17 protein-coding genes are annotated in these 14,450 nt (G+C 72.9%); 11 read left to right on the top strand and 6 right to left on the bottom strand.

The annotated features are described in order from the left end of the window. The first annotated feature begins 28 nt into the window (after positions 1-28). From FJQ57_RS12750 to FJQ57_RS12740, 3 genes are read left to right on the top strand one after another with little or no spacing between them, the layout of a single operon-like run. Positions 29-469 carry a DUF2550 domain-containing protein gene (locus FJQ57_RS12750; protein ID WP_139980847.1) on the top strand — a complete coding sequence of 147 codons (441 nt, stop codon included), beginning with the start codon at positions 29-31 and terminating at the stop codon, positions 467-469. Next, complete coding sequence (locus FJQ57_RS12745) at positions 470-1,612, top strand: MFS transporter (RefSeq protein ID WP_139980845.1); 1,143 nt, start codon at positions 470-472, stop codon at positions 1,610-1,612. Further along, positions 1,609-2,325 carry an alpha/beta fold hydrolase gene (locus FJQ57_RS12740; protein ID WP_211348914.1) on the top strand — a complete coding sequence of 239 codons (717 nt, stop codon included), beginning with the start codon at positions 1,609-1,611 and terminating at the stop codon, positions 2,323-2,325. The genes FJQ57_RS12745 and FJQ57_RS12740 overlap by 4 nt, the downstream gene beginning before the upstream one ends. On the opposite strand, the gene FJQ57_RS12735 is transcribed toward FJQ57_RS12740, so the two are convergent. Further along, on the bottom strand, positions 2,322-5,510 hold the full coding sequence (locus FJQ57_RS12735; RefSeq protein ID WP_139980843.1) for a DEAD/DEAH box helicase: 3,189 nt from the start codon (positions 5,508-5,510) through the stop codon (positions 2,322-2,324). The two genes, FJQ57_RS12740 and FJQ57_RS12735, sit on opposite strands and share 4 nt — an antisense overlap. Before the next feature lie 236 nt (positions 5,511-5,746). Here FJQ57_RS12735 and FJQ57_RS12730 point away from each other — a divergent pair, with 236 nt between their 5' ends. Together FJQ57_RS12730 and FJQ57_RS12725 are read left to right on the top strand one after the other, a co-directional pair. Next, positions 5,747-6,301, top strand: coding sequence for a hypothetical protein (locus FJQ57_RS12730; protein ID WP_139980841.1), 555 nt, complete (start codon positions 5,747-5,749; stop codon positions 6,299-6,301). 260 nt (positions 6,302-6,561) lie between these two features. After that, on the top strand, positions 6,562-7,095 hold the full coding sequence (locus tag FJQ57_RS12725; protein WP_139980839.1) for a hypothetical protein: 534 nt from the start codon (positions 6,562-6,564) through the stop codon (positions 7,093-7,095). A gap of 4 nt (positions 7,096-7,099) precedes the next feature. Here the strand turns inward: FJQ57_RS12725 and FJQ57_RS12720 are convergent, their stop codons facing one another. Further along, positions 7,100-7,672, bottom strand: a complete 573-nt coding sequence (locus FJQ57_RS12720) for a cob(I)yrinic acid a,c-diamide adenosyltransferase (protein ID WP_139980837.1) — start codon at positions 7,670-7,672, stop codon at positions 7,100-7,102. Between the two features lie 18 nt (positions 7,673-7,690). On the opposite strand from FJQ57_RS12720, the gene FJQ57_RS12715 reads away from it, so the two are divergent. The 6 genes from FJQ57_RS12715 (at position 7,691) to FJQ57_RS12690 (ending at position 12,412) form a co-directional block, all read left to right on the top strand. Further along, positions 7,691-8,308 carry a hypothetical protein gene (locus FJQ57_RS12715; RefSeq protein ID WP_139980835.1) on the top strand — a complete coding sequence of 206 codons (618 nt, stop codon included), beginning with the start codon at positions 7,691-7,693 and terminating at the stop codon, positions 8,306-8,308. A gap of 31 nt (positions 8,309-8,339) precedes the next feature. Continuing rightward, a complete protein-coding gene (locus FJQ57_RS12710; RefSeq protein WP_139980833.1) occupies positions 8,340-8,645 on the top strand; it encodes an STAS domain-containing protein in 306 nt (101 codons plus the stop codon). A gap of 76 nt (positions 8,646-8,721) precedes the next feature. Continuing rightward, on the top strand, positions 8,722-10,755 hold the full coding sequence (locus FJQ57_RS12705; RefSeq protein WP_139980831.1) for a protein meaA: 2,034 nt from the start codon (positions 8,722-8,724) through the stop codon (positions 10,753-10,755). Between the two features lie 25 nt (positions 10,756-10,780). Continuing rightward, positions 10,781-10,981: a hypothetical protein gene (locus tag FJQ57_RS12700; RefSeq protein ID WP_139980829.1), complete on the top strand. Its 201-nt coding sequence runs from the start codon at positions 10,781-10,783 to the stop codon at positions 10,979-10,981. Then, positions 10,981-11,505 (top strand): ferritin, encoded by a 525-nt coding sequence (locus tag FJQ57_RS12695; RefSeq protein WP_139980827.1) that lies wholly within the window; start codon positions 10,981-10,983, stop codon positions 11,503-11,505. Before FJQ57_RS12700 ends, FJQ57_RS12695 begins: the two co-directional genes overlap by 1 nt. A 13-nt stretch (positions 11,506-11,518) precedes the next feature. Further along, positions 11,519-12,412 (top strand): FAD-dependent oxidoreductase, encoded by an 894-nt coding sequence (locus FJQ57_RS12690; protein WP_139980825.1) that lies wholly within the window; start codon positions 11,519-11,521, stop codon positions 12,410-12,412. On the opposite strand, the gene FJQ57_RS12685 is transcribed toward FJQ57_RS12690, so the two are convergent. From FJQ57_RS12685 to nucS, 4 genes are read right to left on the bottom strand one after another with little or no spacing between them, the layout of a single operon-like run. Next, the gene (locus FJQ57_RS12685) at positions 12,352-12,780 is read right to left on the bottom strand and encodes a hypothetical protein (protein WP_139980823.1); all 429 of its coding nucleotides are present in this window, start codon (positions 12,778-12,780) and stop codon (positions 12,352-12,354) included. The two genes, FJQ57_RS12690 and FJQ57_RS12685, sit on opposite strands and share 61 nt — an antisense overlap. Before the next feature lie 26 nt (positions 12,781-12,806). Further along, on the bottom strand, positions 12,807-13,142 hold the full coding sequence (locus FJQ57_RS12680) for a hypothetical protein (protein ID WP_139980821.1): 336 nt from the start codon (positions 13,140-13,142) through the stop codon (positions 12,807-12,809). A gap of 9 nt (positions 13,143-13,151) precedes the next feature. Beyond that, complete coding sequence (locus FJQ57_RS12675) at positions 13,152-13,745, bottom strand: DUF952 domain-containing protein (protein WP_139980819.1); 594 nt, start codon at positions 13,743-13,745, stop codon at positions 13,152-13,154. Between the two features lie 10 nt (positions 13,746-13,755). Then, positions 13,756-14,439 (bottom strand): endonuclease NucS, encoded by a 684-nt coding sequence (gene nucS / locus FJQ57_RS12670; RefSeq protein ID WP_139980817.1) that lies wholly within the window; start codon positions 14,437-14,439, stop codon positions 13,756-13,758. Positions 14,440-14,450 lie beyond the last annotated feature (11 nt).

Below are 14,450 nucleotides of genomic sequence, written 5' to 3'. Positions count from 1 at the left end.
GAGGGAGCAGAGGGGCAGACCCATCGACATGCCGTGGTGGCAGTGGACCATCGACGTCGCGGGCGCCCTCCTGATCCTCGTCCTCCTGTACGGCCTCGCGCTGGTGGTCCGCCGCCGCGTCATCGGCCGCCAGGGCGGCACCTTCGAGCTCAGCCACCGCGTCCGTCCCTCCGGGGACGGGCGCGGTTGGGTTCTCGGGGTCGGTCGCTACTCCGGCGAGACCCTCGAGTGGTTCCGGGTGTTCTCGCTGTCCTCGCGGCCCCGCCGGGCGTGGCCGCGGGAGTCGCTGAGCTACGACGGTCGTCGGCAACCCCTGGGCGCCGAGCAGACCTCGCTCTACCCCGACCACCTCGTCATCTGCTGCCAGTCGACCGACGGCCCGGTCGAGCTCGCCATGAGCGAGGCATCGCTGACCGGCTTCCAGTCCTGGCTCGAGGCCCGGCCTCCCGGCACCGACTGGAACCGCTGAGTGGTCGGCCGCGTCGCGGCGGTCTTCGCGCTCAACGGCGCGTTGTTCGCCTCCTTCGTCTCGCGGGTCCCCGACCTGCGTGAGGCCCTCTCGCTCGGCAACGGCGGGCTCGGCCTGCTGCTGCTCGCCATCGCGGTCGGCTCGCTGGTCGCGCTGCCCACCACCGGCGCGCTCGTGGCGCGGTGGGGCCCCGCGCCCGTGCTGCGCGGCGGCCTCGCCCTGGCCACGGCCGGGTTGGTCCTCGCGCCGCTGGGGGCCGACCTGGCTGCCTCGGTGCCGGTGACGGTCGCCGGCCTCGTGCTGTACGGCGCCGGGGTGGGGGTCTGGGACGTGGCGATGAACGTCGAGGGCGCCGAGGTCGAGCGCCGGGTCGGGCGCACGGTGATGCCGCGCTTCCACGCCGCCTTCAGCCTCGGGACCGTCGGCGGGGCGCTTCTCGGCGTGCTCGTCGTCCGGGTCGGTGTACCGATGTCGGTGCACCTGCCGGTGCTCGCTCTGCTGTCGGTACCGGTGGTCCTGGCCGCCACGGCCGGGTTCCTGCCCGCGGTGCGGGTCGAGGGCGGCTCGGGCGCCGCGGGGGCCTGGCTCGAGCCGCGCACCCTGCTGGTCGGCCTGATGGTGCTGACCTTCGCCGCGGGCGAGGGCTCGGCCAACGACTGGCTCGCGCTGGCGCTCGTCGACGGCCACGGGGCGGCCGACTGGGTGGGGGTGGCCGGGTACGCCGGCTTCGTGAGCGCGATGACGCTGGGCCGGCTGGTCGGCCCCCAGGTGCTCGACCGGTGGGGCCGGGTGCCCGCCCTGTGGGCCACGGCCGGTCTCGTCGCCGTCGGGGTCGTCCTCGTCGTGCACGCCCCGGCCTGGCCCCTCGTCGCCCTCGGGTGCCTGGTGTGGGGTCTCGGGGCGTCGCTCGGTTTCCCGGTCGGCATGAGCGCGGCGGCCGACGACCCGGTCGGTGCGGCGGCGCGGGTCAGCGTGGTCTCGACCATCGGGTACGCCGCGTTCCTGGCCGGCCCGCCCCTCCTCGGCGCGCTCGGCGACCGCGTCGGCACGCTCGACTCGCTGCAGGTCATCGCCGTGCTCATGGTCCCGGCGGCGCTGCTCGCCCTGGCGACCCGCGCCCCGGTGGCCAAGGTCTCCGCGTGAGCGGGCCGCGGCCCCGGATCGTGCTGGTGCACGGCTCGCGGCTGGCGAGCAGCCAGTGGCTGCCGCAGGTGCCGCTGCTCGAGCCGCACGTCGACGTCGTCCGCGTCGACCTGCCGGGGCACGGCAGCCGGGTGGGGGAGCGGTTCACCCTCGACCGGTGCGCGGAGGTGGTGCAGGAGGCGGTCACCGCCCACCCGGCGCCCACCGTGGTCGTCGGGCACTCGCTGGGCGGGTACGTCGCCATGGCGCACGCCCAGCGGCACCACGCCTCGCTGGCCGGGCTGGTGCTCGCCGACTGCTCGGCGGCTCCCGTCGGCCCCGGGGCCGCGATCTACCGCGGGGTCGCCGCGCTCACCGACCGCATCGGACCGGAGCGGATGACGCGCATCAACGACCGGGTCCTGCGGCGGGTCTACCCCGCCGAGATGATCGAGCCGGTCATCGCCGGCGGCTACTACTTCGACGCCACGCCCGACGCGTGGCGCGAGGTGATGACCCACTGCCGGCCGTCGATGCTGCACGGCGTGCGCTGCCCGGTGCTGTTCCTCAACGGCCGCTGGGACCAGTTCCGGCTGGGTGTCCGGACCTTCCGGCGGGCCTGCCCGCACGCCGAGGTGCGTGTCATCCCGGGCGCGGCCCACGTGGCCAACCTCGACCAGCCCGACCTCTTCGCCCAGGCCCTGCTCGACTTCGTCGGGCGGCTGCCCGGCTAGTCGAACAGCGCCCGGATGTCGTCGGCGGTGATCGACTGCGAGGTCGTGCCCTCGCCGTCGAGGACCTTGGCGAACAGCTCGGCCTTGCGGGCCTTGAGCGCCATCACCTTGTCCTCGATGGTGTCGGTGGAGACCAGCCGGTAGACCATGACAGACCGGGTCTGGCCGATGCGGTGGGCGCGGTCGACCGCCTGCGCCTCGGCGGCGGGGTTCCACCAGGGGTCGAGGACGAAGACGTAGTCGGCCTCGGTGAGCGTCAGGCCGACGCCGCCGGCCTTGAGGCTGATGAGGAAGACCGGGGCGTGGCCGTCGCGGAACTCCTGGATGACCTCGGCGCGCCCGGTGGTGGTGCCGTCGAGGTAGGTGGTGGCCAGGCCGATGGACTCGAGCCGCTCGCGCACCCGGCGCAGGAACCCGGTGAAGGTGCTGAAGACCAGCGCGCGATGGCCCTCGGCGGCCATCTCGAAGACGTGCTCGACCAGGGTGTCGATCTTGGCCGAGCCCACGTCGGCGTGGTCGTCGTCGACGAGGGCGGGGTCGAGGGCGAGCTGGCGCAGCCGGGTGAGCGCGGCCAGGATCGCGACGCGGTTGCGGTCGAAGTCGTCGTCGACCAGGCCCAGGATGCGCTGGCGCTCGCGGGCCAGGTGGGTGTCGTAGATGCGGCGGTGGCGCGGGGTGAGCTCGACGTCGAGCACCTGCTCCTGCTTGGGCGGGAGGTCGGCGGCGACCAGCGCCTTGGTGCGGCGCAGCACGAAGGGACGGACCCGGGCGGTGAACCGGCGCAGTGCCGCGTCGTCGCCGTCCTTCTCCACGGGCCGGACGACGTGCTCGGTGAAGGACCGCGGGTGGGGGTAGACGCCGGGGGCGACGATGGAGAGCAGCGCCCACATCTCCATCAGTCGGTTCTCGAAGGGCGTGCCGGTGACGGCCAGCCGGAACGGGGCCTCGACCTGCTTGATCGCGGCGTAGGTCTTGGACTGGTAGTTCTTCACCTGGTGGGCCTCGTCGAGGACCAGCCCCGCCCACTCGACACCCTGGTAGGACCGTGCCTCGAGCCGGTGGAGGGTGTAGCTGGTGACGACCAGGTCGGCGTCGGCCGCGAGGTCGGCCACCGAGGTGCCGCGCTTGGCGCTCGAGGCGGTGATGGTCGCGACCCGGAGTCCCGGCGTGTGCAGCGCGGCCTCGCGCGCCCAGGCCGAGACCACGCTCGTGGGCGCCACCACCAGGAAGGGCCGGTCGGTGGTCGCGCGGGTGTGGGCGACCAGGCTGAGCACCTGCAGCGTCTTGCCGAGGCCCATGTCGTCGGCCAGGATGCCGCCGAGCCCGTGCTCCCAGAGGAACGCCAGCCAGTGGAACCCGTCGCGCTGGTAGGAGCGCAGGGTCGAGACGACGCCGGTCGGCTCGGGCCGCGGGATGTCGGTGAGGTCGCGCAGGGCCTGGGCCCGACGCACCCACTCGTCGGCCTGCTCGTCGACGATGCCGAGGTCGGCCAGCTGGGCCCACAGCCCCAGGTCGTGGGCGCCGACCCGGATGCGGTCGGGGTCGTCGTCGTGGCGCAGCTCGTTGGCCGCGCGGACCAGCCCGTGCAGCTGGGCGAACTCGGGCCGGTCGGTGCGGAAGAACAACCCGCTCGGCAGCACCACGTGCTCGTCGCCGAGCGTGATGGCGGCCAGCACCGCGGCCAGCGGCACGGCCTCGCCGTCGACGCTGATGGTCACCCACAGGTCGAGCCAGTCGGTCGCGTCGTCGGCCTTGTCGGCCTCGGGGGGCGTGTCGAAGGCGATGACCGGCGCGGCCTCGGTCTCGCGGAACTCCGGGGCGTCGACCTCGACCACGTCGACGTCCTGCTCCCGCCAGGCCGGCAGCTCGAGCAACGCGAGGTGGAGGACGTCGACCCCGCTCACCTCGCGGCGCTCCGGGTCGGGGCGCTCGGGCAGCCGGGCGAGGACCTCGCGCTCGGCGCGGTGGTCGCGCAGCGGGGAGTCGTCGTGCCAGGCGACCGAGCGCTCGCCGTACAGCCAGGACCAGGCGAGGACGGCGGCGTCGGCGCCCTGCCAGGTCACGGTGAGCCGCAGGCGCGGCGGGGTGGCCTCGGGCAGGTCGACGGAGCCGTCGCGCGAGCCCAGGGGAACGGCGCGGCGCAGGCGCGCGAGCTCGTCGGGCAGCGCCTCGGCCGCCTCGGGGGGCAGGGCCAGGGGAGCGGCGTCGATCGTGCGCGCGACCTGGCGGGGGAGGCGGCGGGCGAGCCGGGCGAGCGTCAGTCGGCTCTGGTCGTGGACGAGGAGCGCGGTGTGGGCGGGCTCGCCCCACAGGCCCACCTCGTCGCCACGCCACAGACGCCCCTCGTGGTCGAGACCGGCCTGCAGCAGCGGACCCTCGTCGCCGGTCGAGACGTCGACGGCCACGTCGACCGGCTTCTCGGCGAGCTCGACCTCGGCGACGTGCTGGGTGAGCAGCGTGACACCCGCCGCCCGGGCCTCGAGGAGCAGCGGCACCACGTCGGGACCGAAGTCGCCGACGACGGGCTCGCGGCCGGCGTACCAGTGGCCGCCGTGGCGCACGAGGGCCGAGTGCAGCGCGTTGACGACCTCCAGGTGGGCCGGGTCGTGCTCCTGGCGGATCATCGCGCCGGGCACCGACGCCCACCCGATGCCGGACTTGATCCACCCCGTCTTCTTGCCGGGCTGCATGGGTCGCAGGCGCAGCAGGGGCCCGGACTGGTAGTAGACCCGGTGGCCGCGGCCCTCGTCCCACGACAGCTGGAGCGCGAGCGGCCGGGGCTCGTGCGGCGGCGGCGCGAGCACCTCGAGGTCACCGACCCACCGCTGCAGCCGCCGCTCCCACGACCCCTCGTCGACGCCGGCGAAGGTCTGGCCGAGCTTGAGCGCCAGCGCGGCCCCGTGCTTGCACTGCAGGTGGATCGGGCAGGTGCACGACGTCGCGATCGAGAGCACGCCGTCGGGCGCCGAGGCCCGCAGCCGGGTGACGTAGGGGGAGTCCTCCGTGCCCCACACCAGCCCGGTCGCGCTGACCGTCCTCGGGTCGAGGTCACCCACGGCGACGTCGTCGACCAGGTCGACGTAGGGCTCGGCGCGCCGCATCGTGTCGGCGGCGAAGTGGCGCGCGACGCGGTCGGCGGAGAGCAGGCGCAGGACGTTCATGACGCCGTCCATCGTGGCACGCACCGGGGACAGTCCTGGGGGCCCGAACGGGTTGTCCACAGGTGCGTGCCCGGGCCGCGCGCATGCAACTCACCGTCCGGTGCACCTACCCGCCCGCATTCGGGCGGGTGAGCGGGTCCAGCGGTGAGGGAGTTGCCTGCGCACGGCCACCCAGCGCCGTCGTCCACAGGTGCGGGCGCGGGCATCGACGCCGGCGGCGGGGCGTGGGTACGGTGCCCGCAGGTCCTCTTCTCTCGGGAGTGCTCACCATGCGTCCACACCGCGCCGCGCTCGCGGCCGCCCTGGCCGGTCTGGTCCTGCTGACCGGCTGTCAGTCCGACCCGGAACCCCGATTCGCCGATCCGACGGCGAGTCCGCCCCCCGTATCTGGGCAGCCCACTTCTGCGCCCCCCACGCCGTCAATCACGGAAACGAGCACCGAAACAGCACAAGAGTTCCTCCGGCGGTTCCAGTCCGAGGCCTTCGAAATGCAGCGGACGGGGGACACGAGCGTCTACCGCCGAATGACGTCGACATGTTCTGCCTGTAAGCAATTTGCGGACTCGGTCGACGACGTTTACCGCTCGGGCGGTTCCGCCGAGGTTGGCGAAGGAAGTGTCACGGCGATCCGTCCCCTGGGCCGCCGCAACGGCTTCCTGATATTTGATTACGACCTCGACACCGCGCCGGGTCGGATCCTCGATGCGGGCGGCAAGGTGGTGCAGCGCTTCGATGGAGGGCCGTCGTCCTTTCAAGTGAGCGTGCGCAAGGTCAAGGGCACGTGGGTTGTCACGGATCTGACGGAACTCACGTGAGGGGCGCTGCGCTCCTATTCGTAAGCCAGGTCCTGGCCCTGGTGCCAATGAACGTCGGTGTTGGGAAAGAGCCATCGCCTGGCCCGCCGAACGTTGGGTGGATGAATACACAAGTGGGCGACCGGGATTCAGCCAGTCAATCTTCCGCAGTTGCGCCGACCAGCGGCGATGGGAGAAGCGTGACGCTCGTCCCGGACGTTGCATGCGGTCTCGGAGGGGCCCAGCAGTGCTACGGAGCGCAACCCTGTTCGGTCGACGGCGTGTTCGGCACGCAGTACTCGGTCTTCGTTGACGGCGCAGACACTGGCGGGTCCTACTGCGATCGCGAGCTCCCGGCCGCGGCCGCGCCGCCGCAGGTGACGCCGGCGATGGTGCAGCGGGCGTTCGAGTCCTACTCGTGGCCGGCCAGCGAGCTGCAGGTGCAGCCGCCCAACGGCCGCACGGCGGTCAACTTCGAGACCTTCTTCTACACCGAGGACGACGAGCCTGTGACGCACGCGTTCACGCTGCTCGGCCGCCAGGTGGAGGTGGAGGCGACGCCGGCGTCGTACACCTGGGTGTGGGGCGACGGGGAGCAGGCGACCACGGCCGGACCGGGGGCGCCCTACCCGGCGGGCGACGTCACCCACGAGTACCTGCGCAAGGGAGCGGTGCAGGTACGGCTCGACACGACGTACGCCGGCCGCTACCGCGTCGACGGCGGACCGTGGACCGGGCTGCTCGGCACGCTGACCGTGCCCGGGACGCCGCAGGGCCTGCAGGTGGTCGAGGTCCAGCCGACCCTGGTCTCGTAGCGGGCTACCGCTCCCCGCCCGGCACCCAGAGCACGTCGCCGCGCTCGCGGTTGGCGTGCCGGGCCAGGATGAACACCAGGTCCGAGAGCCGGTTGAGGTAGGTGATCGCGAGCTTGTTCATGCTCGCCTCGTGCTCCGACCACGCGGCCCAGGCCGACCGCTCGGCCCGGCGCACGACGGTCCGGGCGACGTGCAGGTGGGCGGCGCCGGGGGTGCCGCCGTTGATGATGAAGGAGCGCAGCTTCTCCAGGGGCTCGTTGTACTCGTCGCACCAGGCCTCGAGCCGGTCGACGTAGTCCTGGGTGATCCGCAGCGGCGGGTACTCCGGGTCGGGGACGACGGGGGTGCAGAAGTCGGCCCCGACGTCGAAGAGGTCGTTCTGCACGTGTGTGACGATGCGGACCACGTCGTCGTCGAGCCCGCCGATGGCCACCGCGACCCCGAGGTGCGCGTTGGCCTCGTCGACGTCGGCGTAGGCGTGCAGGCGCGGGTCGTTCTTGGTCGTCACGCTCATGTCGCCGAGACGGGTCTCCCCGCCGTCGCCGGTGCGCGTGTAGATCCGGGTGAGGTTGACCATGCCGGGCACAGTAGCGAGATGAGCCCCCGACTCCTCCCAGCGGTCGTGCTCGCGGTCCCGGGGGTGGGCCTCGGCGCGGCGGGCCTGTTCCACCCGCACCGCCTGCTGCCCGCCAACGCCGACCAGTGGTACGTCGTCCACCTCGGCGGCCTCGTCCTCTTCCCGCTCGTCGGGGTCGCCCTGGCGCTGCTGGTGCGCGGACGGGTCGACCCGCTCGCGTGGCTGGTGCGGGTGGGCGCCTTCGGCTGGGCGGTCTTCTACACCTCCCTCGACGTCGTGTACGGCGTCGTGGCGGGTCGGGTGACCGCGCAGATGGAGGACGGCTACCAGCGCAGCGCCGACTTCACCCTGATGCTGCGGACCGCCGAGGACCTCGGCCGCGTCGGGTCGTGGTCGCTGATCGCGACGGCGGTGGTGCTGGTCGTGGACACGACCCTGCGGCGCGGCCCGGCGGTGGCGGCGCTCGCCCTGCCCATGGTGCTCGGGGGCTACCTGGTCCACGCCGACCACATCTTCTCGCCGCAGGGCGCGCTCGGGGCGGCGCTGGTCGGGCTCTCGACGGGCGCCCTGGCGTGGAACCTTCCGGAAACTCGCTGGCGTGAGAATGCAACCTCCGGGAGCCTGACCGCGTCATAGTGGGTGACAGAGCCCACACGGGAGGCCCGGCATGGACATCGCGACCGACGGACCGACGCTGGTGCTCGCGGGCGACTTCGACGTCCGCAGCACCTGGCAGGTGCGCACCGCCCTCTACGACCTGCTGGCCGCGCACGACCAGGTCGTCGTCGACCTCAGCGGGGTCGGCTCGGTCGACGTGACCGCCCTCAGGGTGCTCGCGGCCGCCTCCCGCCAGGCGGCCCGTGCCGACCACCACGTGACGCTTCGCGGCTGCAACGGCGCCGTACGTCGCTTGCTCCACATGACCCACCTGATCCGGTTGGTCGAGGTCGAGCGGCACGCGGCTGCGGTCTGAGCAACGCCCGGGGCTGTCGGATACTTCACTCGCGAAGCGGTTAACAGCCGGTAACTTCGGTCCTAGGCTTCGGCGCATGACCGAGACCGAGCGGCCCGTCAAGGACAAGCCCTGGGTGATGCGCACCTACGCCGGCCACTCCACGGCCGCCGCGTCCAACGCGCTCTACCGCACCAACCTGGCCAAGGGGCAGACCGGCCTGTCGGTCGCCTTCGACCTGCCGACCCAGACGGGCTACGACCCCGACTCGGTGCTCGCGCGCGGCGAGGTCGGCAAGGTCGGCGTGCCCGTGATGCACCTGGGCGAGATGCGCCGGCTCTTCGAGGAGATCCCGCTGACCGGGATGAACACCTCGATGACGATCAACGCCACCGCCATGTGGCTGCTCGCCCTCTACCAGGTCGCCGCCGAGGAGCAGGCCGGCGCCGTCCCGGGGGGCGACCTCGAGCCGTCGGAGGTCGCCCACCAGCTCGCGGGCACGACCCAGAACGACATCATCAAGGAGTACCTCTCGCGGGGCACCTACGTGTTCCCGCCGCAGCACTCCCTGCGCCTGATCGGTGACATGATCGCCTACACCGTCCACGAGATCCCCAAGTGGAACCCGATCAACATCTGCAGCTACCACCTGCAGGAGGCGGGTGCGACCCCGACGCAGGAGCTCGCCTACGCCCTGTGCACGGCGATCGCCGTGCTCGACGAGGTCAAGAGCTCCGGCCAGGTCTCCGACGACGACTTCGAGAAGGTCGTCGGTCGCATCTCCTTCTTCGTCAACGCCGGCGTCCGCTTCATCGAGGAGACCTGCAAGATGCGGGCCTTCACCCGGCTGTGGGACGAGATCACCCGGGAGCGGTACGGCGTGCAGGACCCGAAGATGCGCCGGTTCCGCTACGGCGTGCAGGTCAACTCCCTCGGCCTGACCGAGGCCCAGCCCGAGAACAACGTGCAGCGCATCGTGCTCGAGATGCTCGGCGTGACGCTGTCGAAGAACGCCCGCGCCCGCGCGCTGCAGCTGCCGGCGTGGAACGAGGCGCTCGGCCTGCCGCGCCCCTGGGACCAGCAGTGGTCGCTGCGCCTGCAGCAGGTGCTCGCCTTCGAGTCCGACCTGCTGGAGTACGACGACATCTTCGAGGGCAGCCACGTCATCGAGGCCAAGGTGGCCGAGCTCGTCGAGAGCGCGCGGGCCGAGATGGACCGTGTGCAGGCCATGGGCGGCGCCATCGCCGCCGTCGAGTCCGGCTACATGAAGCAGGAGCTCGTCTCCGCCCACGCCGCCCGCCGCGCCCGCATCGAGAACGGCGAGGAGGTGATCGTCGGCGTCAACAAGTTCGAGACCACCGAGCCGTCCCCGCTCACCGCCGACCTCGACGGCGCGATCATGGTCGCCGATCCGAAGGCCGAGCAGGCGGCGCTCGACTCCCTGCAGGCCTGGAAGGACCAGCGCGACGGTGCCGCCGTCGAGGCGGCGCTCAAGCGGCTGGCCGACGACGCCAAGACCGACCAGAACCTGATGGCCGCCACCCTCGAGGCCGCCCGCGCGGGCGCCACCACGGGGGAGTGGGCCGGCACGCTGCGAGAGGTGTTCGGCGAGTTCCGCGCCCCGACCGGCGTCGGCGGTGCCGTCGGCGTGGCCGAGGCGGGCGCCGAGCTCACCGAGGTGCGCGAGCGCGTGCGTCGCACGGGCGAGGAGCTCGGTGGCCGGCTGCGCCTGCTCGTCGGCAAGCCCGGCCTCGACGGCCACAGCAACGGCGCCGAGCAGGTGGCCGTCCGCGCCCGCGACGCCGGCTTCGAGGTCGTCTACCAGGGCATCCGGCTCACGCCGCAGCAGATCGTCTCGGCCGCCGTGGCCGAGGACGTGCACTGCGTGGGTCTCTCGATCCTCTCCGGCAGCCACATGGAGCTGGTGCCCGCGGTGCTCGAGGGCCTGCGGGCCGAGGGCCTCGACGACGTCCCGGTCATCGTCGGCGGCATCATCCCCGACTCCGACGGCAAGCGGCTGCTCGAGGCGGGCGTGGCCGCGGTCTACACGCCCAAGGACTTCGGCCTGACCGAGATCATGGGCGGCATCGTCACCGTGATCAGGGACGCACACGGGCTCGATGACGACTGACCCTGGCTAGGTTAGGCTTGCCTTCGTGGGCAAGAGCAAAGGCAAGGGCACTGTCGCCAAGCTGCCGAAGGTGAAGTGCTGCGAGTCGCGCAAGAAGTGCGGCCGCTGCCCCCTCCGGATGCTGAAGGAGGGCACCCTGCCCGCCGGCTACACCGTCAAGCGGCGCCAGCTCGTGCGCCTCGACGGCACCAAGGTGACCAAGAAGAAGCTCGCGAAGGCCGCCTGATGCCCGGGGAGAAGTTCGCCGCGCTGCTCAACGCCCAGATCGGCCACGAGCTCGCCGCCCACAACCAGTACGTCGCCATCGCGGTGCACTACGACGCCCAGACGATGCCGCAGATGGCGGGCCTGTTCTACGCCCAGGCCCTCGAGGAGCGGGACCACGCGATGATGATGGTGCAGTACCTCCTCGACACCGACGCCGAGGTCGCGATCCCCGGCGTCGACGCCCCGGTCTCGACGTTCACCGACGTCGTCTCGCCCGTCGAGCTGGCCCTGGAGCAGGAGAAGCGGGTCACCGCGCAGATCAACCAGCTGCTGGCCACCGCCCGCGAGGAGCTCGACTTCGCCTCCGAGCAGTTCATGCAGTGGTTCATCAAGGAGCAGGTCGAGGAGATCGCCTCGATGAGCGACCTGCTCGCCGTCGTACGACGCAACGCCGACGACATCGACGACATCGAGGACTACGTCGCCCGCGAGCACGCCGCCGAGGGCGCCGACGCCACCGCCCCCCGCATCGCCGGCGCGTGAGAGCCTGGCCCGCATGGGTCGGGTCATCGTCGTCGGAGCAGGCGTCGTCGGTCTGACCTGCGCCGTCCGCCTGCTCGAAGCGGGTCACCGGGTCGACGTCGTCGCCCGCGACCTGCCGCTCGAGACGACCTCCGCGGTCGCCGCCGCCCTGGTCTTCCCCTACCGCGCCGGGCCGCCCGAGGCGGTGGCGCGCTGGACCGCGCGCAGCGAGGAGGTCTTCACCGACCTCGCCGGCCGGCCGGACGAGCACGGCGACCACGGCGTGCGGGTGCTGCCCGGCACCGACGCCCAGCGCGGCGAGGTCACCGCCCCGGTCGTCGACATGCCGCGCTACCTGCGCTGGCTGGTCGCCCGGGTCGAGGACCTCGGCGGCACGATCACGCGACTCAACCTCGCGCGCCTGCCCGACCCGCCGGGCGACGGCGAGGACGACCTGGTCGTCAACTGCTCGGGCCTCGGGGCGCGCCTCCTCGGCGACGACCGCTCCGTCACCCCGGTGGCGGGCCAGGTGGTGCTGGTCGAGCAGGTCGGGCTCGAGCGCTGGGCGCTGGACGGGCGCGGTCCGACGTACGTCGTGCCGCGGCGCGAGGAGATCGTGGTGGGCGGCACCGCCGACGACGGCGAGTGGAGCCGTACGCCGTCGCCCGAGGTCGCGCGCGACCTGCTGGCCCGCGCCACGGAGCTGGTGCCGGGCCTGGCGGGAGCGCGGGTGCTGCGGCACAAGGTCGGACTACGACCCGGCCGACCCGAGGTGCGTCTGCACCGGGCCGGCCGGGTGGTGCACTGCTACGGCCACGGCGGGGCCGGGGTGACGCTGTCGTGGGGCTGCGCCGACGACGTCGTCGCTCAGCTGGCGCCCTCGGTGGGCTCCGAGGGGGCGTCACCCGGGGCGGCGCCGGGCACGTAGTCGGCGCAGGTGGTGTCGGCGTAGGCGATGAACGCCTCGCCGTCGGCCTTGTCGTCCTGCGGGACCTCGACGCTGGTGACGTCGCCGTTGGCGGTGCCGCCCTCGTCGTTGAGCGCGTCGACGTACAGCTCGAAGCCGTCGCGCTCCTGCTCGCCGATGCCCTCGGGCGTGCCGGTCTCGGCCAGCTTCTGGGCGACGTCCTCGGCGGAGGACTCGAGGTCGTAGTAGGTGGTGCAGAACTCCTCGACGCTGGCGTTGGTGGGCGCGTCGTCGGCGATGCCACCACAGGCGGCGAGGGAGAGGAGGGCCGCGGCGACGAGGCCGGCACGGAGCACGGGGCGGATTCGGGTGGGAGTCACGGCAGTCACGGCGTTCAACCTAGCCTGGATCGGGCTCAGCGCGACGCCGTGGGGGTGGCGCTCGGGGTCGGGAACGCGCTGACCTCCTGCAGCGGCTCGTCGGCGTCGGCGTCGCGGCACCCCTCGAGCAGCCGCGCGGCCATCGTCTCGCGCGTCGCGGTGTCGGCGTCGGCGTACGCGCGTCCCGGGTCGCCCTGGCTGCGGGCCAGGGCCGCGAGCAGGTCGAGGCGCTCGGTGGCCGTCATCGCCCGGACCTCGCCGCAGGTCGTGGAGGCCACGTCGCTCGCCTCGTCGCCGGAGCAGCCGGCCGTCGCGGCCGCGACGGCGATCAGCAGGGCCGGCACGGCGAGCGCGGGACGTCGGGGCAGCACGCGGGGAACCTACCTGCCGGCCGGTCGCGGCAGCCGTCGGACCAGCAGGACCCCGACCACCAGGCCGACGACGGCCCCGGTGATCGGGCCCCACTCGCCGGCGAGGCCGCCGAGCAGGGTGCCGGCGACCACGACGGCCAGGACGATGCTCGCGACGAGCAGGTTGCGGAACATCTCCTGGAAGTAGACGCGGCTGAACGACGCCTCGGACGGTGCCCCGGACGGCGTCGGTGCCGGCGCAGGCGCGGCCGGGTCGGTGGGCACAGCGGCGGGCTGGGGCGCGGGCGCTGCGTCGTCGAGGGGGATCGTGCGGACCACCGCGGCGACGTCGATCGGCCCGTAGACGTGCGGGAACACCTCGCCGCCGGGCACCTCTTCCTCGATGACGGGGGAGGTCAGCAGCTCCGGGTCGACGACGAGCAGCACCAGCGGCTCCTCGACGCCGGCGTACCAGCGCTCGCGCACGGCCTGCCACTGGTCACCGCGGCTGGCGTGGATGAAGCCCTCCTCGGCCAGGGTGCGGCCCCGGGTGGAGGTCGTGTAGCGGCCGGTGGCGCGGGCGGCGTCCCAGTCGGCGACGGTCGCGATGTGGAAGATCCGCACGGCCGGTCTCCTAGAAGAGCCGGTGCTCGGAGTCGTCGATGCCGCGCAGGGCGTCGTAGTCGACGACCGCGCACGCGATGCCGCGGTCGGTGGCCAGCACCCGGGCCTGGGGCTTGATCTCCTGGGCGGCGAGGATGCCGCGGACCGCGCCGTTGGCGGTGAGCAGCGGGTCGCGGTTGAGCAGCTCGAGGTAGCGGGTGAGCTGCTCGACCCCGTCGATCTCGCCGCGCCGCTTGATCTCGACCGCGACGCTCGACCCGGCGGCGTCGCGGCACATCAGGTCGACCGGGCCGATGGCGGTCGGGAACTCGCGGCGCACGAGGGTCAGTCCCTCGGCCAGGGTCGCCGGGTGCTCGGCCAGCAGCTCCTGCAGGTGCTTCTCGACGCCGTCCTTGCGCAGGCCCGGGTCGACCCCGAGGTCGTGCGAGGAGTCGTGGACGACCTCCTCGATGAGGATGCGGAGCGTGTCGTCGGTCTTGCTGGTGACGGTCCACTCGAGGGCGCCGTCGTCGGTCGTGCCCTCGCGCAGGGTGCAGGGCGGGCTCATCCAGTTCAGCGGCTTGTAGGAGCCGCCGTCGGAGTGGACGAGGACCGAGCCGTCGGCCTTGATCATCAGCACCCGGGTCGCCATCGGCAGGTGCGCGGTGAGGCGACCGGCGTAGTCGACCTGGCAGCGGGCCACGACGAGTCTCACGAGGGGTGAAT

The sequence above is a fragment of the Nocardioides litoris genome, assembly GCF_006346315.1.
Taxonomy (GTDB): Bacteria; Actinomycetota; Actinomycetes; order Propionibacteriales; family Nocardioidaceae; genus Nocardioides; species Nocardioides litoris.
This window is presented reverse-complemented; position numbering and strand designations above follow the sequence as displayed.